Raw genomic sequence first — 20739 nt, forward strand, 5'->3', positions numbered from 1 at the left:
GTACGGGTGCCAGGTGCGCGCGGGGGGTGACGGATGGCCCGCACGCGCGTACCGTCGAGGGAAATCGCCCTCGAGAGCCCGGGGACGGCGCATGCCCGTCGAGGGGAACGACCGATGACGGCGAAGAACGACCTCGAGATACGCATGGAGCCGGACGGCTCCACCATCCACGTCCGCGGCATCGTGGACCAGCTGAGCGGGCCCGACCTGCGCGGCTTCCTCCAGTCCCAGGTCGGCGACGTCGACCAGCTCACCGTCGACCTGACCGACGTGCAGGTCCTCCTCGCGGCGGGGTTGCGCGAGCTCGACGCGGGTCTGCGCATCGTGCGCGACCGCGGCGCGCTCGTCGTCGTCCACGCCCCCGAGGGCTCCATGGCCCACCGGGTCATGGACGTCGCCCGCCGGGTGGGCACGCAGCCCGCGCAGGGGTACGTCACGGCTCCCGCCGCGGGGTACGCCGACGCCTGACCCCGCCTGTCCCGTCCGCCCCCGCGCGTCTACCAGCGCGGGGGCGGACGGCGCAGCGGTGCACGCCGCGTCCCGCGTGTGACGTTCGTCTCCAAACGGCCCGGTGAGGCCCTCTCGATGTGCGTCGCGCACCCGCAGTCGGTCTAATCGGGAGGGTGAGCGAACCAGTCGACGTAGTGCTGATCGGTGGCGGCATCATGAGCGCGACCCTCGGGTCGCTGCTGCAGCAGCTGGAGCCGGAGTGGGACATCAAGGTCCTGGAGCGGCTCGACTCGCTCGCCCAGGAGAGCTCGGACGCGTGGAACAACGCGGGCACCGGCCACTCGGCCCTGTGCGAGCTCAACTACACCCCCGAGAAGGCCGACGGCTCGATCGACATCACCTCCGCGGTGAAGGTCAACGAGCAGTTCCAGCTCTCCCGCCAGTTCTGGACGTTCCTGGTGCAGAGCGGCCGGCTCCCCGAGCCCCGCGCCTTCATCACCCCCACGCCGCACATGAGCTTCGTGTGGGGCGAGAAGAACGTCGACTACCTGCGCAAGCGGTACGACGCGCTCTGCGACCACCCGCTCTTCTCCGGCATGGAGTTCTCCGACGACCCGGAGATCATCCGCAAGTGGGCCCCGGCGCTCATCGAGGGCCGCCAGGGCGACGAGCCCGTCGCCGCGACGTACGCCGCCGCCGGCACGGACGTCGACTTCGGCTCGCTCACCCGGCTCCTCACCTCCTCCCTCGTCGACGGGGGCGCGGAGCTGCGCACCGGCGCCGACGTGCGCTCGCTCAAGCGGGCCGAGGACGGCACCTGGATCGTGCGCGGCAAGCAGCGCGGCGAGAAGTTCGAGCTGCGCTCCCGCTTCGTCTTCGTCGGGGCCGGCGGCGGCGCGCTCACGCTCCTGCAGAAGTCGCGCATCGCCGAGATCCGCGGCTTCGGCGGCTTCCCCGTCAGCGGCGAGTTCCTCCGCACACGCGACCCCGCGGTCGTCGGCGAGCACCACGCCAAGGTCTACGGCAAGGCCGCCGTCGGCGCGCCGCCCATGTCGGTGCCGCACCTCGACACCCGCGTCGTCAACGGCGAGCCCAGCCTGATGTTCGGTCCGTACGCCGGGTTCAGCCCGCGCTTCCTGAAGAACGGCTCGCTCTTCGACCTGCTGAAGTCGGTGCGCCTGCACAACCTGGTGCCGATGCTCCAGGTCGCGGTGCGCAACCTCGACCTCGTGCGCTACCTCCTCGGCCAGCTCGTCGCGCGCCGCAGCACCAAGTTCGCCGAGCTGCAGGCGTTCTACCCCGCCGCCCAGCCGGGCGACTGGGAGAAGATCGTCGCCGGCCAGCGCGTGCAGGTCATCAAGAAGGACCCGGAGAAGGGCGGCGTGCTGCAGTTCGGCACCGAGGTGGTGGCGGCCGCCGACGGCTCCATCGCCGGCCTGCTCGGCGCCTCCCCGGGCGCCTCGACCGCGGTCGCGATCATGCTCGACCTGCTCGAGCAGTGCTTCCCCGACCGCTGGGCCACCTGGGAGCCGACGCTGGGCGCGATGGTGCCCAGCAACGGTGCCCCGCTGGCGTCCGACCCGCAGCGCGCCCGAGAGCTGATGGTCGCCACCTCCCAGGCCCTCGGCCTCGACGACGACGGCGGCGACCCGGGCGACGGCGGCCTGCGCGCCTCCGCCTGAGCGCACCCGCACGAGCAGCACCCGCACGGACGACCGCCCCCGACGCCACGGCGTCGGGGGCGGTCGTGCGTTCGGGCCCGGCGCGGCTCCGCCGTACCCGAGGGAGCCGGGGTTCGGCGCCCCGGGCCACAATGGCGCCCATGAGCGAGACCACCTGGACGACGTCGGGCGACTACGAGGACATCATCTACTCCACGACGGAGGACGGGATCGCGAAGATCTCGATCAACCGCCCCGAGGTGCACAACGCGTTCCGCCCGCAGACGCTGATCGAGGTCTCCCACGCCCTCGACGTCGCGCGCGAGGACGAGGGCGTCGGCGCGATCATCCTGACCGGCGAGGGCGGCAAGGCGTTCTGCTCCGGCGGCGACCAGCGGGTGCGCGGCGACTCGGGCTACAAGACCGACCCGGGTGCCACGGGCCGCTTCCACGTCACCGACCTGCACGTGCAGATGCGCCGCTGCCCCAAGCCGATCGTGGCCTCGGTCGCCGGCTGGGCCATCGGCGGCGGCCACGTGCTCCACCTCGTCTGCGACCTCACCATCGCCGCCGACAACGCCCGCTTCGGGCAGGTCGGGCCGAAGGTCGGCTCCTTCGACGGCGGGTACGGCGCGAGCATCCTCTCCGACCTCGTCGGGCCGAAGAAGGCCAAGGAGATCTGGTTCCTCTGCCGTCAGTACGACGCGCAGGAGGCCCTGTCGATGGGCTTGATCAACACCGTGGTGCCGTTGGCCGACCTCGAGGCCGAGACCCTGAAGTGGTGCCGCGAGATGCTGGCGCTCTCGCCGTGGGCGCTGCGCCTGTCGAAGCTGTCGTTCCACGCCCACGAGGACGGCTACGCCGGCATCCAGCAGCTCGCCCACGACGCCAACCTGCTGTTCTACGGCCAGGCCGAGGCGCAGGAGGGTCGCGAGGCGTTCAAGGCCAAGCGCACCCCCGACTTCACGCAGTTCCCGCGCCGCGCCTGAGCGCCCGGCGGTTCGTGGTGGCAGCGCCGCGGAAACCCTGGCGCTGCTACCACGAACGGCCGGACGGGGACCGGGCTCAGACCCCGCGGAACACCGGCGGGCGCTTCTCGCTGCGGGCGGCGGCGGCCTCGCGGACGTCCTCGCTGGCCCAGCAGGCGGCGAAGGTGCGCGCGACCTCCTCGTCGCTGCCGCCGTTGAGCACCAGCTTGTTGTGCGCCAGCGTCAGCGGGGCCAGCGTGGCGATCTCTGCGGCCCACACCAGGGCGTCGTCGAGGGTGCCGGTGCGGTCGACGAGCCCGTAGCGGACGGCCTCGTCGACGTCGACCGTCTCGGCGGCCAGCATGAGGCGCCGCGCGAGCCCGCCGCCGGCGACGGTCTGCAGGGTGCGCATCGTCCAGGCGTCGACGGCCATGCCGTTGCGCGCGGTCGGTACGCCGAAGCGCGCCCCCGCGTCCGCCACGCGCAGGTCGGCCGCGAGCGCGAGCTGGGTGCCGGCGCCGATGGCCGGGCCGTTCACCGCCGCCACGACCGGCACCGGCAGCCGGGTGAGGCCGTGGAGCATCCCGTAGAGCGCCTCGAGGAACTCCTCGCCGTACACGCCCGTCAGGTCGGCGCCGGAGCAGAACGACGACCCCTCGCCCGTCAGCACGAGCACGCGGGCGCCGGCGTCGACCTCCTGCTGCGCGGCCGCGGCGATGGCGCGGCACAGCTCGAGCGAGAGGGCGTTGCGGCGCTCGGGGCGCTGCAGGGTCAGGAGCGAGACGGATCCGTCGCGGGAGGTGGCGAGCACCCCCGCAGCCTAGGACGCGCTCCCCGGGGGCCGGCGGGGGTCCCGGGGAGCGGTCAGACCCGCCGCGCCAGGGTCAGCGCGAAGTCGCCCGGGGCGTCCGTCCAGGCCGTCTCGACCGCGAACCCCGCGCCGGCCAGCTCGTCGGCGACGCCCTCGGGGCTGAACTTCGTCGAGATCTCCACCTGGATCTCCTCCCCGGAGCCCAGGTCGAGCTCGAGCCCCGCGCCCGGGATCCGCACGTGCTGCGGCCGGTCGCTGCGCAGCCGCAGGTCCATCCGGCCCAGCCGCGGGTCCCACAGCGGGGCGTAGGAGAACGCGTCGAGGTCGAAGTCGGCGCCCAGCTCGCGGTTGAGCACGCGCAGCGTGTTGAGCACGAACCTCTCGGTGACGCCGCCGGCGTCGTCGTACGCCGCGACCAGCCGCTCCACCGGCTTGAGCAGGTCGGTGCCGAGCAGCAGCCACTCGCCCGGGTCGAGGGAGTCGGCGAGGGCGCCGAGGAACGCGCCGCGCTCCTCGACGTACAGGTTGCCGATCGTGCTGCCGAGGAAGGCGACCACCCGCCGCCCCACCTCCGGGCCGCGGGGCAGCCGGGCCAGGTGGGTGGTGAAGTCGCCGACCACCGGGGTGACCTCCAGCCCGGGGTGGCGCTCGGCGATGCGCACGGCCGCGTCCTGCAGCGTGGCCTCGGCGACGTCGAGCGGCACGAAGCGCCGCAGCGGCCCGTGGCTGCGCCCGGGGTCGGTCAGCGCGTCGAGCAGCAGCCGGGTCTTGTCGCTCGTGCCCGACCCCAGCTCGACGAGGGTCGCCGCGTCGCAGGCGTCGGCGATCGCGGGGGCGTGCGCGGCGAGGATCGCCCGCTCGGCCTCGGTCGGGTAGTACTCCGGCAGCCGGGTGATCTGGTCGAACAGGTCGGAGCCGACGTCGTCGTACAGCCAGCGCGGCGGCAGCCGCAGCGGCCGGGCGCCGAGCCCCCGGCGCACGTCGGCGACGAGGGCCTCGGTGGCGGTGCTCATCGGCCCATCCCGACCGGCGCGCCGCCGTCGGCGAGCCGCACCCCCGACAGCGCCCAGCGCGAGGCGTGCGGGAAGAAGTTGCGGTACGTCGTGCGGGCGTGGCCCGGCGGGGTCAGCGCGCAACCGCCCCGCAGCACCATCTGGTTGGACATGAACTTGCCGTTGTACTCCCCGATCGCGCCCTCGGGCGGGTGGAATCCCGGGTAGGCGTGGTACGCCGACGACGTCCACTCCCAGCAGTCGCCGTGCACCTGCCGCAGCCGCGGACCGCCGGGGGCCGCGGGCGCCGCCGGGCGCGGGTGCCACGTCGTGGTGTCGGCGAGGTTGCCCGCCACGACCTCGGCCTGGCCGTCGGTGACGACCGCGTGCTCCCACTCGGCCTCGCTCGGCAGCCGCGCCCCGGCCCAGGTCGCGAACGCGTCGGCCTCGTAGAAGCTGACGTGCGCCACGGGCAGCGTCGGGTCGACCGGGCGGGTGCCGTGCAGCGTGTGCTCGAACCAGGCCCCGTCGCGCTCGGTCCAGTAGAACGGCGCGCGCCAGCCCTCCGCCTTGACGCGCCCCCAGCCGTCGGAGAGCCACAGCTCGTGCCGCCCGTACCCGCCGTCGGCCATGAACGCCATCCACTCGCCGTTCGTGACGAGGCGGTCGGCGATGCGGTAGGGCTCCAGCCACTGCCGGTGGCGCGGCAGCTCGTTGTCGAAGCAGAAGCCGTCGCCGGTGTGCCCCACCTCGACCAGCCCGCCCTCGACCTCGACCCAGCCCATCGGCCCGGGGTCGACCGCGCCGAGCGCCCCCGCCGCCCCCGCCGCCCCGCCGAGGGGAGCGCCGGCGTACACCGGCTCCAGCGGGTTGCGCGACAGCACGTGCTTGATGTCCATGAGCAGCAGCTCCTGGTGCTGCTGCTCGTGGTGGAACCCGAGCTCGACGGTCGGCAGCAGCCGCCGCAGCGTGCCCTCGTCGGCGCCCGCGAGGACGGCGCGGACCCGCTCGTCGACGTTGCGACGGAACTCGCCCACCTCGTGGGCCCCCGGGCGCGTCACGAGCCCGCGGTCGGGGCGGGAGTAGCGCGGCCCCAGCGACTCGTAGTAGCTGTTGAAGAGGAACCAGTACCTGTCCTCGTACGGCGCGAAGCCCGGCTCCGCGTCGGCCAGCAGGAACGTCTCGAAGAACCAGGTCACGTGCGCCCGGTGCCACTTCGTCGGGGAGACGTCGGGCATCGACTGCACCGTCTGGTCCTCCGGCGACAGCGGCTCCGCGAGCCGCTCGGTGTGGGCCCGCACCGCGTCGTAGCGCGCCAGCAGCGCGTCGACCGCGCCGTACGAGCCGAGGGCGTCGTCGACCGCGCCGTCGAGCGCCGTGTCGGGAGAGGGGTCGGTCGCAGTCATCGCCGCGTCCTTTCGCCGAGGGGACCGGGTGTCGGCCGGTCGAGGAAAGCCTGCCTCGCCGCACCGAGGTCCGGTAGTCCGTCGACCTACCCAAAACGTTCGACCGGGGGCGCGGGTCGGGGGAGCGGTTCCGCTCAGGTGGCGCCCGCCGCCGCCGATGGGACGTCGTGGCTCGCGGGACCCCCGACCCGCGAGCCCGTCGTCATCGGAGTGGAGGCGCCCATGAACCGCGGCCTGGATCGTCGTCGCCTGGTGGACCGGCGTGGCCGAGGACGGGACGACCAGCGCGGCGCGGTCGCCGTCATGGTCGGCCTGCTGGTCGCACTGGTGCTCGCCATCACCTCGTTGGTCGTCGACATCGGCATGCAGCGCGTCCTGCGCCAGGACCTCCAGGCCGTCGCCGACGTCGCCGCGCTCGACGCCTCGCGCCACCTCGACGGCCGCACCGGCACGCAGGTGCGCTCCCTGGTCGCCGACGAGGTGGGCCGGGCGCTCACCCGCAACGACGACTCCCTGGGCGAGCCCCCGACGCTCTCCTTCGAGCTGGGCGAGATGACGGTCACCGGCACCTTCCGCCCGGTCGCCGACGCAGCGGTGCCCACCGCCGTGCGCGTGACCGCGACGTCGGAGGTCGGGTACGTCGTGGCGGACGGCGACGGCCGCGCCTCCCGCTCGGCGGTGGCCGCCTCGACCTCCTCGGCGTGCTACCAGGTCGGCTCGTACGCCGCGCTCGTCCGCTCGGGCCGCTCGCCGCTGCTGAACCCGGTGCTGCGCCGGATCGGGCAGAGCAACGCGACGCTGTCGGCGCTCGACTACTCCGGGCTCGCCGGGGTCCAGGTCTCCTTGGACCGCCTGGCCGCCGGGCTCGGCGTCGGCACGCTCAACCAGCTCGCGACGGCGACGGTGAACGCCCGCAGCTACTACCTCGCCGTGCTCAACGCGCTGCCCGCCGGCACGAGCGGCACGACCGTCACCGCGCTCAACGCCCTCCGCACGTGGGTCAACGCGAACGTGACGCTCGACGTGGGCCGGATCCTCGGTGTCACCTCCGGATCCGGTGCGGTGCTGGGGGCGCGCTACAACGCGCTCGACCTCGTCGCCGGGTCCATGCTGCTCATCAACGGCCAGAACACCCTCAACCTCTACACGGGGTCGCTGCTGCCGGGCCTGGCGAACACGAACATCGCGCTGAAGCTGGTCCAGGGCCCGCGGCAGTTCTGCGGCCGTCCGGGCGAGCCCCGGTCGACGGCGCGGCCGGGCGACACCGAGCAGCTCGGCGTGCACGTCGACACGTCGCTCAACCCGTCCAACGTGGTCGTCGGGCTGGCCTCGATCCCCGGCATCGTGGCCGCGCCGGTCGACCTCACGGTCTACCAGCCCAACCACCTCGGGCTCGACCTCTCCCTCGCGCCCACCGAGACGACGCTGAAGCGCATCGTGTGCGGCGACCCGCGCAGCGCGACCTTCGCGGTGCGCAACGGCCTCGCGACCGTGAGGTTCCAGACCCCGATCCGCACCTCGCTGCGGGTCAGGGCGCGCCTGCTCGGGATGCTGTCGCTCGCCGAGGTGCAGGTCGACGTCAACGCCACCGTCAACGTCACCGCCACCATCAGCCCGTCGGGCAACGCCGACTTCACCATCAGCGTGCCGCCGCAGCAGTTCGACACCGCCTACCCGACGACCACCGGCGGCATCTCCGCCGCCCCGCCGACCGTCAACGCCGGCGCCAGCGTCGTCGCGCACCTCGGGCTGCTCAACGGCACCGTCGGCGCGTGGGTGGGCCTCAGCACGGCGGAGGCGGCCGCGTTCCTCGACGCGTCCGTGAAGGGCGCCGTCAACGCGCTGCTCGACCCGCTGAACCCGAAGAGCCTCACGAACGGCCTCATCAACCCACTGCTCGCACTGGCGGGCACGGAGGTCGCCGGCGCGCGCCTCTCGCTCGACAGCGCGCCCGCCATGCAGTGCGGGGTGCCCGCGCTGCGGGGGTGAGCGGCGCCGTACCGGGCCGGACGTGGAACGTGGTGGGAGCGCCAGGGAAGTCCTGGCGCTCCCACCACGAGCGGGAGAGTACGGCGGGGATCAGCCCTCGCCGAGGTCGGCGGCCACGCGGCGGTGGGCCTCCCAGATCTCCTCGGGCAGGCCGGTGAACTGGCGCAGGTGCTCCTCGCGGAACCCGATCTCCTGGCGCCACCGCTCGGTGTCGATCGACAGGATGCGCTCGAGGTCGGCCTCGGGCACGTCGAGCCCCGTGAGGTCGAGCTCCTCGCGCGTCGGGATGACGCCGACCGGGGTCTGCTCGCCGGAGACCTCGCCGTTCTTCAGCTGCACGAGCCACAGCAGCGCCCGCAGGTTCTCGCGGTAGCCGGGCCACAGGAAGTGGCCGTCCTCGGCGTCGCGCTGGAACCAGTTGACGTGCGCGAAGATCGGCTGGTCGCTGGCGCGGCCGACGATGTCGAGCCAGTGCTTGGCGTAGTCGGCCTCGGCGTACGACATGAAGGGGCGCATCGACATGGGGTCGTAGCGCAGCTGGCCGTCGAGGCCGTCGGCCGCGAACGTGGCCTCCGCGCCGAGGGTGAGGCCGTCGTACACGCCCTCCGCCACGTCGGTGATCGCGCGCACGAGCGGCTCGCGGTCACGGGTGCGGCCGCCGAAGATGATCGCGTCGAGCGGCACGCCCTCGGGCGCCTCGAAGTCCGGCGCCACGTTGGGCACGTTGGCCAGCGTCGTGGTGAACCGGCTGTTCGGGTGGGCCCACGGGGCGCCGGCCTCGCTCTCGGAGCGGTCCGCGATCGCGTCGCCCTTCCAGTCGAGCCAGCCCGTGGTGTCGGCCGGGGGCTCGGGGGTCTTGCCCTCCCACCACACCTCCTGGGTGGAGGGGTTGTAGGCCACGTTGGTGAAGATCGTGCCGGTGCCGTCCGCGATCGACTCGAGCGCCGTGGGGTTCGTCAGCTCGTTGGTGTCCTTCGCGACGCCGAACACCCCGTTCTCGGGGTTCATCGCGTAGAGCCGCCCGTCGGCCCCGGGCCAGATCCACGCGATGTCGTCGCCGTAGAACTCGACGTGGTAGCGGTCGCCGAGCGCGTCGGGGGCCAGCGTCATCGCCAGGTTCGTCTTGCCCGAGGCGCTCGGGAAGCCGCCCGCCACGTGGTAGCGGCGGCCCGTCTCGCGGTCGGTGATGCCCAGCAGCATGAACTGCTCGGAGAGGAACTCGCCCGAGGCCCAGCCGTCGAACGCCGCCTGGCGCAGGCCGTGGGCGATCTTGCCGAGCAGGGCGTTGCCGCCGTAGGAGGACCCGAAGTGCAGGATCGTGCGCTCGTCGGCGACCGTCACGAAGTAGCGCTGGTCCTCGGGCGTGCCCTGGCCGTGGCTCTCGAGGTCGCCGGCGACGTGGACGGCTCGGACGAACGAGTCCGGGTCGGCGAGCTCGTTGATGTAGGAGACCTCGACGCGCGCCATGCGGATCATGTGGAGCACGACGGTGCGGGTGTCGGTGAGCTCGACGCCGGCGGCGAAGCGCTCGAGCGGCGAGCCCTGCGGCGCCATGAGGTAGGGGACGACGTACATCGTGCGGCCCTCGAGCTGGCCCCGCATCTTGGAGGTCAGCAGCTCCTTCATCTCCGCCGCGGGCCGCCAGTTGTTGTAGACGCCCTTGTGGGCCTCGTCGTTGGTCGCGACGATCGTTCGCTCCTCCGAGCGCGCCGTGTCCTTGTGGTAGCTCCGGGAGTAGTAGCGGCCCTCGCCGGCGGGCTGGAGCTCGCCGGCCTCGAGGGCCTCGGCGACCAGGCGGGCGTCGTCGGACGAGCTGACCACCTCGATGCGCGCGGCTCCGGTCACCTCCGCCCAGTGCTCGACGTACTCGCGCACGTGCGGGTTGGTCAGGCCGGCTTCGTCGAGCGCCGCTGCCACGTTCACCATGATGCCCGGATCCTCTCCGTCGGCGCACTGCGTAAGTGCGCTGCGTCAGTGTGCCGCTGATGCTCGCACACCTCCGGGCGTGCGGGACCCCGGCCCCTGCAGGTGATACTCCGTCCCGGTTTGCCAGCAGGTGCCCGCGCCCAGCACAGTCCAGCCCGTGAACGCCGTCGAGCCCGTGCCCCACTCGACCGCCGAGAACGTCCTCGGCGTCCTGACCGGCACCTTCGTCGTGTCCCTCGGCCTGCTGCTCCTGCGCGAGGTCGACGCCGTCACCGGGGGCACGGCAGGACTCGCGCTCCTCCTCAGCTACGCCGTCGCCGTGCCGTTCGGGCTGCTCTTCGTGGGCGTGAACCTGCCGTTCTTCGCCCTCGCCGTCGCCAAGAAGGGCTGGGGGTTCACGCTGCGCAGCCTCGCCTGCGTCGTGCTCGTCAGCTCCTTCTCCGAGCTGCACGAGCGGATGGCGTCGTTCGACGACCTCGCCGCCCCCTACGCCGCCGTCGCCGGCAACCTGCTCATCGGGATCGGGCTGCTCATCGTCTTCCGGCACGGCGCGAGCCTGGGCGGGTTCAACGTCGTGGCGCTGCTGCTGCAGGAGCGGCTCGGGTGGCGCGCCGGCTACGTGCAGATGGTGCTCGACGTCGCCGTCGTGCTCGGCGGTCTCACCGTCGTGCCGGTGGAGAACGTGGTGCTCTCGGCGGTGGGTGCGGCGGTGCTCAACCTCGTGCTCGCGCTCAACCACCGGCCCGGGCGCTACCTCGGGACCTGAGCCGCCGGGCGGGTCAGCAGGCGCCCCAGACCCCGCGGTCGCCGTCGCGGGCGGCCGACTGCGCCGCCGAGTACGCCGGGAACCGCTGCGGCTCGGTGTCGAACACGTAGACCTCGGCCCAGCCGGCGGCCAGGACGGCCTCGCCGAGGTCGGTGCCGTCGGCCGTCTCGACGTAGCGCAGCAGCCGGTCGTAGCGGTCGACGTCGTCCTGCGTCGGGTCGGCCACCAGGCGCAGCGCGTCGCCGGGCCGCACCAGCTCGCCCATCAGCGCCGAGGCCTCCGGGCCGCCGCACTCGACCTGGTTGTGCACCTCGGGGGTGTCGATGCCGACGAGGCGCACCCGCTCCTCCGCGCCGGTGTCGGTGCGCACGCGCAGGGTGTCGCCGTCGGTGACGGCGACGAGGACCGCCGAGGTCGCGGGGAGCGCCGTACCGGCACCGGGGTCCGCGCCGCCCGGGCCACCGCTCCCCGTGCCGTCCTGGGCGGAGCGGCCCGCCAGCCACACGGCCAGCACGGCGATCGCCGTCAGCACCACGCCCACACCTCGACCCCGCACGGACCCTCCCGGTCAGCAGAACTGGCGACGACGTCGTGAGACGCCTGTCGGCGGCACCCTAGGGGGTGCCGCCGACAGGGCGGAGCAGTGCGGGGGTGTCGCTCAGACGCGGCCGAAGGTCACGTTCGAGGTCCAGATGCGCTCCAGCTTGACGCGCTCGCCCGTGCCCGGGGCGTGCCACACGTTGTTGTTCCCCGCGTAGATCGCGACGTGGTAGACGCGGCCACCGCTGCGGAAGAACACCAGGTCGCCGGTCTTCACCGAGGCGCGGCTGATCTGGTGGACGGCCGACGCCATCTGGCCCGAGGTGCGCGGCAGGGGCTTGTTCACCTTGGCGTAGACGTAGCGCACGAAGCCGGAGCAGTCGAAGCCGCCGCTCGGGGTGGTGCCGCCGTAGCGGTACTTCACGCCCTGCAGCGACTGCGCGGCCTTGAGGACGCGGTAGTTGCGCTGGTCGATCTGGCGCTCGTAGGAGGCCTTCGCCGAGGAGCTCATGCCGGCCGGGTAGGCGGCGGCGGGCTCGGCCGTCACGCCGACGCTGAGCGCGGCGGTGGAGACGACCGCCGCGACGGCCAGGCCGGTCGCGGTGGCGGAGCGGCGGACGACACCGGGGCCGGCCGTCGTGCGGGGGGCCGTGAGACGGGCGCGGCCGTCGGCGCGGTGGCGGGGGGCCACGGCGGAGTCGGTGGAGGCGGGGACGCCGGCGGCGGGGACGCGCGCAGGCATGACGGGGGAGAGAGACATCTCGGGTTTCCTCGGCGACGCCTGCGAAAGATGACCTGTCGGGTTCGGACCTGCCGTTGTCCGGGCCGGGCCGCATGGCTGCGACTGCCGACCTTCACCCCTAGCCGCACCCCCGAGGGGCGGCGCACTGCTGGGTCTCCCGTGCCCACCACGCGCTGTACGCGATCAGTTTCTCCCCAGGTCGTGGCGGGCCTCGGCGCGTCCTGGGCGGCCCCGCCGACACGGCGAGGACTTACAGCCGTCCACTGTGAGGTCTGGTTCCGCGAACCCGCAAGTGCGTCGCGGTGTCGTGTACGTCACTTCGCCGGGCGCTCAGGAGGGGCCCCGCGCCGGCCGACGTGAGTGCCCGGGTGGACCGCTGAGCGCCCGTCTAGGGTGCTCGTCATGGCAGCGGGGGACGGGACCTGGCGCGAGTACGACGCGGTGGAGCTGCCGCGGGTGCTCCAGGGCGCCCTCGAGGCCTTCGCCGAGCAGGGCTACCACGGCGCCTCGATCCGGGAGCTGGCCGCGCGCGCCGGACTGTCGGTGCCCGGCCTCTACCACCACTACGCGTCGAAGCAGGACATCCTGCGCGCGCTCCTCGACGCCGTGCTCACCGAGCTGCTGCGGCGCTGCACCGACGCGCTCGCCAGCGTCGGCGACCGCCCCGCCGAGCGCTTCGACGTCCTCGTCGAGTGCCTCCTGCGCTTCCACATGTTCCGCACCGAGCACGCCTTCGTCGCCACGAGCGAGCTGCGGAGCCTGACGCCGGCCAACCGCGAGCACGTGGTGGGCCTGCGCGACGAGCTCCAGCGGCTCCTCGACGACGTGGTCGAGGACGGCGCCGCCGACGGCACGTTCACCACGCCGTACCCGAAGGCGGCGAGCCGCGGCGTCGCGACGCTGTGCCTCGGCGTGGCGTCCTGGTATCGCCCCGACGGGGCGCTGAGCCCGGACGAGCTGGTGGTGCGCCACCTGACGCTCGCCCGGGGCATCGTCAACGGCCGCGACTAGCGCGGCGCCCGCGTGGTTTGGCGCACACCCCGGCGCGGCAGGTTGGTCGCGGGCCTCGGGCGACCGCGCTCGAGGGTGACCGTAGTGGGGACCAGATGCAGTCCGAAGTGCTCTACCGGCCGGCGTACCCGGCAGCCAGGCTGACGCTCGCCGCAGGTGAGTCCGTGCGTGCCGAGTCCGGGGCGATGCTCGCCATGTCGGCCGGCCTGGAGATGAAGACCTCCGCCCAGGGCGGGGTGATGAAGGGGCTCCGGCGCGCCGTGCTCGGCGGGGAGTCGTTCTTCATGAACGCGTTCACCGCCCAGGTCGACGGCGCCGAGCTGTACGTCGCGCCGTCATTGCCCGGCGACGTGGTGTCCTGGCCCATCAGTGGGCCGCTCTACCTGCGCTCGGGCGCGTTCCTGGCCTCGTCCGCGAGCGTCGAGGTCGACACCCAGTGGGGCGGCGGTCGGTCCTTCTTCTCGAGCGAGGGGCTCTTCGTCCTGCGTGTCGCCGGCGAGGGCGAGCTCGTGCTGTCGTCCTACGGCGCCCTCCACGCGATCGACCTGCAGCCGGGACAGACCTACACGGTCGACACGGGTCACACCGTCGGCTGGACCGAGGGGGTCGGTTACGAGCTGCGGCGGGCCGGCAACTGGAAGTCGACGCTGTTCTCCGGGGAGGGGATGGTCTGCGACTTCACCGGGCCGGGGCGCATCTACCTGCAGACGCGCAGCGAGGAGGCGTTCCTGGGCTGGCTGATCCCGCAGCTGCCCAAGCCGGGCACGGCCGGCGGCAGCTGACAGCGTCGGCCGCGCCACGGGTGGGGGAGCACGTCGAGGGGCTCCCCCACCTGCAGGCGTTCGACCGAGTGGTCAGCGCGGCGCCATGCGCAGCGCGCCGTCCATGCGGATGACCTCGCCGTTGAGGTAGTCGTGGTCGATGATCGCCATCGCGAGCTGGGCGAACTCGTCGGGGCGGGCGAGGCGCTGCGGGAACGGCACGCCGGCCGCGAGCCCGGCGCGGAACTCCTCCGAGACCGTCGCCAGCATCGGGGTCTCGACGATGCCGGGGGCGATGACGTTGACGCGGATCCCGTGCTGCGCGAGGTCGCGCGCCGCGGGCAGCGTGAGGCCGACGACGCCGCCCTTGGAGGCCGAGTACGCCGCCTGCCCGACCTGGCCGTCGAACGCGGCGATCGAGGCGGTGTTGACGACCACGCCCCGCGCGCCGTGCTCGAGCTCGGGCGTGGCGGCGATGCGCTCGGCCGCCAGCGTGAGCACGTTGAAGGTGCCGACCAGGTTGATCTGCACGACCTTCGCGAAGAGCCCGAGGTCGTGGGTGCCCTTGCGGGAGAGGATCCGCGCCGAGGGGCCGATGCCGGCGCAGTTGACCACCGTGCGCAGCGGCGCGCCCTCCGCGGCCGTGGCCACGGCGGCCGCGACCTGCTCGGCGTCGGTGACGTCGGTGGGCACGTAGGTCACGCCGTCGACCGACGGCGCGGCCTGGACCGCGGAGCCCAGGTCGAGGCCGAAGACGTGGGCGCCCTTCGCGGCGAGGGCGGCGGCGGTGGCCGCGCCGAGCCCGGAGGCGGCGCCGGTGACGATCGCGGCGGTGTCGGCGAGCTGCATGGGTGGGTCTCTCCTCGGGGTCGGGGGGGTACGGCGTACGGGTGGGACGGGCAGGCGGGTGAGCGGTACCCGCGTCAGCGGGTGACGACCAGCCCGGCGTCGGGCTTGGCGTCGAGCGAGCGGGCGATCACCATGCGCTGGATCTGGTTGGTGCCCTCGAAGATCTGCATCACCTTGGCCTCCCGCATGTAGCGCTCGAGCGGGAAGTCGCGGGTGTAGCCGACGCCGCCGAGCACCTGGACGCCGTCGGTGGTGACCTTCATGGCGTTGTCGGTGGCGACGAGCTTGGCGACCGAGGCCTCACGGCTGAACGGCAGGCCCTGGTCGCGCAGGCGGGCGGCGTGGAGCGTGACGGCGCGGGCCGCGTGCACGGCGGCCTCCATGTCGGCGAGCACGAAGCCGAGCCCCTGGTGGTCGATGATGCGGCGGCCGAAGGCTTCACGCTGCTGGGCGTAGGCGAGGGCGGCGTCGAGGGCGCCCTGGGCGAGGCCGGTCGCGACGGCGGCGATGCCGAGGCGGCCCGAGTCGAGGCCGGCGAGCGCGATGCGGAGCCCGTCGCCCTCCTCGCCGAGGCGCCGCTCGACCGGCACCCGCACGCCCTGGAGCAGCATCGTGGCGGTGGTGGAGCCCATCAGGCCCATCTTGCGCTCGGGGTTGTCGGCGACGAGGCCGGGCGTGTCCGCCGGCACGAGGAAGCACGAGATGCCGTTGCGGTCGTCGGAGGTGCGCGCCATGACCTTGTAGAAGTCGGCCTGGCCGCCGTGCGTCGTCCAGGCCTTGGCCCCGTCCAGCACGTACTCGTCGCCGTCGCGGCGCGCCGTCGTGCGCATGGCCGCGGGGTCGGAGCCCGCGTGCGCCTCGGAGAGGCAGTAGGCGCCCAGCAGGTCGCCGCCGAGCATGTCGGGCAGCCACTGCGCCTTCTGCTCCTCGGTGCCCCGCGTGGCCAGGCCGAAGCAGGAGAGCGCGTGCACCGAGACGCCGACCCCGACGCTCGCCCACGCCCGCCCGATCTCCTCGAGCACCTGCAGGTAGACCTCGTAGCCGACCCCGCCGCCGCCGTGCTCCTCCGGGTAGGGCAGCCCGAGGATGCCGGCCTGGCCGAGCAGGCGGAAGACGTCGCGGGGGAAGGCGGCGTCCTCCTCGGCCTGCGCGGCGCGGGGGGCGAGCTCCTTGGCGACGAGCTCGCGGACGAGGGCGAGCAGGTCGGCGGACTCCTGGTCGGGGAGCAGACGGCGGGCGGGCATGGCTTCCTCCTGGGGTCCCGGTCCTCGGATGACGACGGACCGGACGATACGGCACGGTGATACTGCGCGGGGTCCTGCGGTATCGTCGAGCGTACGGCACGGACTGCGGAGGGGGCGAGGGGATGGCGGGAGCGACTGCTCGGCAGCAGCGCACGGCGCGGCAGCAGCAGCTGCTCGACCGACTGGTCGACCTCTGCGAGGCCGAGGGCTTCGCCGCGTTCACCCTCGACGAGCTGACGGTTCGCCTCGGCTGCTCGAAGACGACGCTCTACTCCCTCGCGGGCTCGAAGCAGGACCTCGCGGTCGTGGTCGTGCGGGAGTCGTTCCGACGCGCGGTCGACATCGTGGAGACGCGCCTCGAGGGCGTCGAGGGCGCCGCGGCCCGCATCGAGACCTACCTGCGCGCCGTGGCCGACCGGCTGCAGTCGCTCTCGGAGGCGTTCCTCGCCGACATCGCCCGCCTGCCCGCCACCGACGCCGTCTACCGCCGCAACACCCAGGCCGCGGCCGAGCGCATCCGCCGGCTGATCGCCGACGGTGTCGCCTCGGGGGAGCTGCGGCAGGTGCACGCCGCGTTCGTCGGCGAGATGGTCGCGGCGACGATGTTCGAGATCCAGCGGGGGCGCATGTTCGAGCGCCTCGAGCTCGCCGACGCCGAGGCCTACGCGGAGCTCGCGACCTTCGTCGTGCAGGCGCTCACCGACTGAGGCGGTACGCCGGGAGCGGCGCGGGGCTCAGGACTCCTCGGCGATCCGCTGGTGGTGGTGGATCACCTCGGCGATGACGAAGTTGAGGAACTTCTCCGCGAACACCGGGTCGAGCCCGGCGGTCAGGGCGAGCTCGCGCAGCCGCGCGATCTGGCGCTCCTCGCGGGCCGGGTCGGCCGCCGGCAGGTCCTCGCGCGCCTTGAGCACCCCGACCTGCTGGGTGCACTTGAAGCGCTCGGCCAGCAGGTGCACGAGGGCGGCGTCGATGTTGTCGATGCTCGAGCGCAGTGCGGCCAGCTCGGGCGGGACGGGCGGGACGGGGGCGGAGGTCACGGCCGTCGAGTCTAGGGCGCGCGGGGGCCTCACGGGCCGAGCAGTCCGCGCAGCAGGCCGAGGACCCTGCCGACCACGTCGTCCAGCGCCGACGTCCCCGGACGGGTCGGCGTCGGGGGTCCGGTCGGAGTCCCGGTCGGCGCGGTGGTGGGCGCGGTGGTGGGCGCGGTGGTGGGCGCAGTGGTGGGCGCCGTGGTCGGAGTCCCGGTGGGCGCGGTGGTGGGCGCGGTGGTCGGAGCCTGGGTGGGCGCCGGCTCGGGCGGCACGCGCCAGTCCTGCGAGGAGTAGGACCCGTTGAGCACGACGAGCACCTGGCTGCCGTCGGGGTTGGCGTAGGCCACGGTCTCCACCCGGTCGCGGTTGGTGGAGCTGCGCTGCACCGCCCCCGGCTGCACGAACCGCGACAGGTGGGACCAGTACACGAGGTCCTCGTTGGGCCGCCAGCCGTCGGAGCGCACCTCGAGCATCCCGCGGCAGGCGGTGCAGCCGCCGAGCCGCGGGCCGCCCGACGCGTCGAGCGCCAGGTTCCAGTAGAGGGAGGACACGGCGCCGTGCCGCAGCGGGTCGATGAGCGCGAGGTGCATCTCGTTGACGAGGTTGTGCCGCGTGTCGCGCCAGCGGAGGCTGCCGGTGCACTCGGTCATCCACGCCGGTACGGCGCGGGTCTGGGTCGCGGCCGGCTCCCGGCGCCGGCCGCTCTCGTAGCAGTGGTAGCCGATGGCGTCGACCGTGCCGACGGCGGCGGCGAGCAGCTCGGCGGGGTAGGCGGTGGGGCGGTCGGTGCCCTGGTCGACGTAGTTGTGGTCCCAGCCGAGCACCTCGACGTCGGCGAAGCCGGCGGCGTCCAGCGCGGGCCGCAGCTCCCGGGCGAGCCGGGCCTGCTCGGCCGACGACATCGTCATCGTGGGGTAGGAGCCGTTGCAGTGCTGCGGCTCGTTGCCGAGGGAGACCTGGTGGACGTCCACGCCCTGCTCGGCGTACGCCTGCAGGAACCGCACGTAGTACTGCGCGTACACCCCGTACGCGTCGTCGCGGAGGTGGTTGCGGTTGCCCCAGCAGTCGCCGGTGTAGCGGCCGCCGATCTTCATCCAGCCGGGGGCCGACCACGGCGCCGCCACGACGACGAGGTCGGGGTTGAGCGCGAGGGCGTCCTGCAGCACCGGCACGACGTGCTCGAGGTCGCGGGCGATGGAGAAGCTGCGCAGCTCGGGGTCGGGTTCGGGGGTGTGGGCGTAGCTGCGGTGCTCGCCGTCGGCGACCATGTCGCTCCCGCCCATCGGCACCCGCACGACGTCGAAACCGGCGCGCTCGGGGGAGAACAGCTCGGCCAGGAGGGCGTCGCGCTGCGGGGAGGTGTCGATGAGGTACGCCGCGGAGTCGGTGAGCGCGCCGCCGAACCCGACCACGGGGTAGGCGCCGGGCACCTCGGGGCCGACGACGAGCTCCTCGCCGCCCACGACGGGACGGGCGGGCAGCGCGGGCTGGGGGGCGAGCGACTGCGGCAGCCCGTCCCCGTCGGCGACCGTGCGCCACGAGGCGACCGTCGCGTCGCCCGGCGTCCACGTGTAGGTGGTGACGGACGTGGCGGGGAGCGCGTCGCGGATGGCCGTGCCGCCGAGGTCGGCCCGGAACTCGGTCGACGTGCCGGCCCGGGCCGCGGTGGTGACGGCGGCGGGAGCGTCGTCGTCGGAGGGGAGGATGCCGCCGGCTCGGGCGCCGACCGCGCCGAGGGCGAGGGCGCCGACGAGCGCGCCGAGCACGAGGGGACCGCGGGGGAAGGTCATGGCGTCGTCTTTCTGTCCCCCGTGTCGGACGAGAAGGCGTCATGGGCCGCCCCGTCCGGCGGTGCGCAGGCAGCGGCGGGGAGGCGGTGCGACCCTAGTCGATCCGTCGGGCCGGCGTCGAGACTTCCTCAAGGAAGGCGCAAGGGAACAACTCGGTCGCTCCGGACGATGAGTTCTGGGAACGTAGCGGGTCGACACCCCCCGACGTACCACCGACGCCACCGCGCGTCCCCGCCGCCACCCGCGGCGGTGACGGCCGGCGTACCCCCACCGGGCCTCGACCGAGGCGACCGGGAACCGAGGCAGGAGCACCACCATGACGCAGTCGCACGCCGTCGAGACCTCAGCGGTCGCGACCGAGGCCGAGGCCGGACTGGCCCGCCACGACCTCGTGGTCATCGGCGTACTGCTCGTCGCGAGCTTCGTCGTCATCCTCAACGAGACGGTCATGAGCGTCGCGCTGCCCGTGCTCCAGTCGGAGCTGGGCGTGGCGCCGAGCACCGGCCAGTGGCTGACGACGGCGTTCCTGCTGACGATGGGCGTCGTCATCCCGCTGACCGGGTTCCTCATCCAGCGGCTCGGCACCCGTCCGCTGTTCGGGCTCGCGATGTCGCTCTTCAGCCTGGGTACGGCGATCGCGGCGCTCGCGCCCGGCTTCGGCGTGCTGCTGCTCGCCCGCGTCGTGCAGGCCAGCGGCACCGCGATCATGCTGCCGCTGCTGATGACCACGGTCATGACGATCGTCCCGCCCGCGCGCCGCGGCGTGATGATGGGCAACATCTCGATCGTCATCGCGGTGGCGCCTGCGCTCGGCCCGACGGTCTCGGGGCTGGTGCTCGACCACCTCGGGTGGCGCTGGGTCTTCGGCCTCGTGCTGCCGATCGCGCTGACCGCGCTGGTCGTGGGCCTGCGGATGGTGCGCTCGGTCGCGCCCACGAGCAAGGCGTCGGTGGACCTCGTCTCCGTGCCGCTCGCGGTGCTCGGCTTCGGCGGCCTCGTCTACGGCCTCGTCGGCCTGGGCCACGCGGCCGAGGGCTCCGACCAGGCGGTGCCGGTCGCGCTGCCCTTCGTGGTCGGTGCCGCCGCGCTCGCCGCGTTCGTCGCCCGGCAGCTCGTCCTGGCCCGCGAGGACCGGGCGCTGCTCGACCTGCGGGTGTTCGCGTCGTACCAGTTCTGCGTCGCGATGGCGGCGATGCTCGTGGCCATGGCGGCGATGCTCGGCACCCTGATCCTGGTGCCCTACTTCGCGCAGACGGTGCTCGGTTACGGGCCGACGCGCACGGGCCTCATCACCCTGCCCGGCGGTCTCCTCATGGGCCTGGCGGGTCCGCTCGTGGGACGCGTGTACGACGCCCGCGGCCCCCGCGTGCTGCTCGTGCCGGGCACGATCCTCGTCAGCGCGGCCCTGTGGATGCTGACCGCGGTGGACGAGCAGACCACGATGGGGTGGCTCATCGGCGCCAACGTGGTGCTGTGCCTCGGACTCGCCGCGACGTTCACGCCGCTGATGACCTCGGGCCTCGGCGCGGTGCGTCCGGAGCTGTACGCCCACGGCTCGGCGGTGCTCGGCACGTTCCAGCAGGTCGCCGGCGCGGCCGGGACGGCGCTGTTCGTCACCGTGATGACCGTCGTGGCGACGCGCTCCGCCGAGGACGGCGCGTCCGCTGCGGCGGCCACGACCGACGGCGTGCACACGGCCTTCCTCGTCGGCGCGTGCGTGTCGCTGCTGCTCGTCGCGATCGCCCCGCTGGTGCGCAAGCCCGACGCCGCGCCGCAGGGCGCGGTCGTCGGGCACTGAG

The 20739-nt window shown here is 73.6% G+C and carries 19 protein-coding genes; 9 read left to right on the plus strand and 10 right to left on the minus strand.

Annotated elements, in window-relative coordinates; genetic code table 11:
- Positions 1-114 precede the first annotated feature (114 nt).
- The 3 genes from ACOACO_RS04255 (at position 115) to menB (ending at position 3100) form a co-directional block, all read left to right on the plus strand.
- Positions 115-468: an STAS domain-containing protein gene (locus tag ACOACO_RS04255; RefSeq protein WP_420295007.1), complete on the plus strand. Its 354-nt coding sequence runs from the start codon at positions 115-117 to the stop codon at positions 466-468.
- Positions 469-623: 155 nt separating this feature from the next.
- Positions 624-2132 (plus strand): malate:quinone oxidoreductase, encoded by a 1509-nt coding sequence (locus ACOACO_RS04260; protein WP_420295008.1) that lies wholly within the window; start codon positions 624-626, stop codon positions 2130-2132.
- Positions 2133-2272: 140 nt separating this feature from the next.
- Positions 2273-3100: a 1,4-dihydroxy-2-naphthoyl-CoA synthase gene (menB, locus tag ACOACO_RS04265; RefSeq protein WP_420295009.1), complete on the plus strand. Its 828-nt coding sequence runs from the start codon at positions 2273-2275 to the stop codon at positions 3098-3100.
- A 76-nt stretch (positions 3101-3176) separates the two neighbouring features.
- Here the strand turns inward: menB and ACOACO_RS04270 are convergent, their stop codons facing one another.
- Genes ACOACO_RS04270 through egtB form a run of 3 tightly spaced genes read right to left on the minus strand, consistent with a single transcriptional unit; the run spans position 3177 to position 6288 of the window.
- Positions 3177-3890, minus strand: coding sequence for an enoyl-CoA hydratase (locus tag ACOACO_RS04270; RefSeq protein ID WP_420295010.1), 714 nt, complete (start codon positions 3888-3890; stop codon positions 3177-3179).
- 53 nt (positions 3891-3943) lie between these two features.
- On the minus strand, positions 3944-4903 hold the full coding sequence (gene egtD / locus ACOACO_RS04275) for an L-histidine N(alpha)-methyltransferase (protein ID WP_420295011.1): 960 nt from the start codon (positions 4901-4903) through the stop codon (positions 3944-3946).
- Positions 4900-6288, minus strand: a complete 1389-nt coding sequence (gene egtB / locus ACOACO_RS04280) for an ergothioneine biosynthesis protein EgtB (protein WP_420295012.1) — start codon at positions 6286-6288, stop codon at positions 4900-4902. Before egtB ends, egtD begins: the two co-directional genes overlap by 4 nt.
- Before the next feature lie 222 nt (positions 6289-6510).
- Between egtB and ACOACO_RS04285 the strand changes: the two genes are divergently transcribed.
- Positions 6511-8277 (plus strand): pilus assembly protein TadG-related protein, encoded by a 1767-nt coding sequence (locus ACOACO_RS04285; protein WP_420295013.1) that lies wholly within the window; start codon positions 6511-6513, stop codon positions 8275-8277.
- 90 nt (positions 8278-8367) lie between these two features.
- Here the strand turns inward: ACOACO_RS04285 and ACOACO_RS04290 are convergent, their stop codons facing one another.
- A complete protein-coding gene (locus ACOACO_RS04290; RefSeq protein WP_420295014.1) occupies positions 8368-10203 on the minus strand; it encodes a phosphoenolpyruvate carboxykinase (GTP) in 1836 nt (611 codons plus the stop codon).
- A 157-nt stretch (positions 10204-10360) separates the two neighbouring features.
- Between ACOACO_RS04290 and ACOACO_RS04295 the strand changes: the two genes are divergently transcribed.
- Complete coding sequence (locus tag ACOACO_RS04295) at positions 10361-10969, plus strand: YitT family protein (protein ID WP_420295015.1); 609 nt, start codon at positions 10361-10363, stop codon at positions 10967-10969.
- 13 nt (positions 10970-10982) lie between these two features.
- On the opposite strand, the gene ACOACO_RS04300 is transcribed toward ACOACO_RS04295, so the two are convergent.
- Positions 10983-11504, minus strand: a complete 522-nt coding sequence (locus ACOACO_RS04300) for a thermonuclease family protein (protein WP_420295016.1) — start codon at positions 11502-11504, stop codon at positions 10983-10985.
- 123 nt (positions 11505-11627) lie between these two features.
- Positions 11628-12269, minus strand: a complete 642-nt coding sequence (locus tag ACOACO_RS04305) for a C40 family peptidase (protein WP_420295017.1) — start codon at positions 12267-12269, stop codon at positions 11628-11630.
- Between the two features lie 384 nt (positions 12270-12653).
- Here ACOACO_RS04305 and ACOACO_RS04310 point away from each other — a divergent pair, with 384 nt between their 5' ends.
- Together ACOACO_RS04310 and ACOACO_RS04315 are read left to right on the plus strand one after the other, a co-directional pair.
- On the plus strand, positions 12654-13262 hold the full coding sequence (locus tag ACOACO_RS04310) for a TetR/AcrR family transcriptional regulator (RefSeq protein ID WP_420295018.1): 609 nt from the start codon (positions 12654-12656) through the stop codon (positions 13260-13262).
- Positions 13263-13357: 95 nt separating this feature from the next.
- A complete protein-coding gene (locus ACOACO_RS04315) occupies positions 13358-14044 on the plus strand; it encodes a TIGR00266 family protein (protein ID WP_420295019.1) in 687 nt (228 codons plus the stop codon).
- A gap of 72 nt (positions 14045-14116) precedes the next feature.
- Here ACOACO_RS04315 and ACOACO_RS04320 read toward each other — a convergent pair whose 3' ends face one another.
- Positions 14117-14872 (minus strand): SDR family NAD(P)-dependent oxidoreductase, encoded by a 756-nt coding sequence (locus tag ACOACO_RS04320; RefSeq protein ID WP_420295020.1) that lies wholly within the window; start codon positions 14870-14872, stop codon positions 14117-14119.
- Positions 14873-14946: 74 nt separating this feature from the next.
- On the minus strand, positions 14947-16116 hold the full coding sequence (locus ACOACO_RS04325) for an acyl-CoA dehydrogenase family protein (protein ID WP_420295021.1): 1170 nt from the start codon (positions 16114-16116) through the stop codon (positions 14947-14949).
- Between the two features lie 122 nt (positions 16117-16238).
- Here ACOACO_RS04325 and ACOACO_RS04330 point away from each other — a divergent pair, with 122 nt between their 5' ends.
- On the plus strand, positions 16239-16823 hold the full coding sequence (locus ACOACO_RS04330; protein ID WP_420295022.1) for a TetR/AcrR family transcriptional regulator: 585 nt from the start codon (positions 16239-16241) through the stop codon (positions 16821-16823).
- Between the two features lie 27 nt (positions 16824-16850).
- Here ACOACO_RS04330 and ACOACO_RS04335 read toward each other — a convergent pair whose 3' ends face one another.
- Both ACOACO_RS04335 and ACOACO_RS04340 read right to left on the minus strand, forming a co-directional pair.
- Positions 16851-17156 carry a chorismate mutase gene (locus tag ACOACO_RS04335; RefSeq protein ID WP_420295023.1) on the minus strand — a complete coding sequence of 102 codons (306 nt, stop codon included), beginning with the start codon at positions 17154-17156 and terminating at the stop codon, positions 16851-16853.
- 29 nt (positions 17157-17185) lie between these two features.
- Entirely contained in the window at positions 17186-18940 is a 1755-nt protein-coding gene (locus tag ACOACO_RS04340) for a glycoside hydrolase family 30 protein (protein ID WP_420295024.1), read from the minus strand.
- 316 nt (positions 18941-19256) lie between these two features.
- On the opposite strand from ACOACO_RS04340, the gene ACOACO_RS04345 reads away from it, so the two are divergent.
- Positions 19257-20738, plus strand: a complete 1482-nt coding sequence (locus tag ACOACO_RS04345; RefSeq protein ID WP_420295025.1) for an MDR family MFS transporter — start codon at positions 19257-19259, stop codon at positions 20736-20738.
- The last annotated feature ends 1 nt before the right edge of the window (position 20739 follow it).

It is taken from the genome of Nocardioides sp. CPCC 205120 (assembly GCF_048654585.1).
GTDB lineage: Bacteria > Actinomycetota > Actinomycetes > Propionibacteriales > Nocardioidaceae > Nocardioides.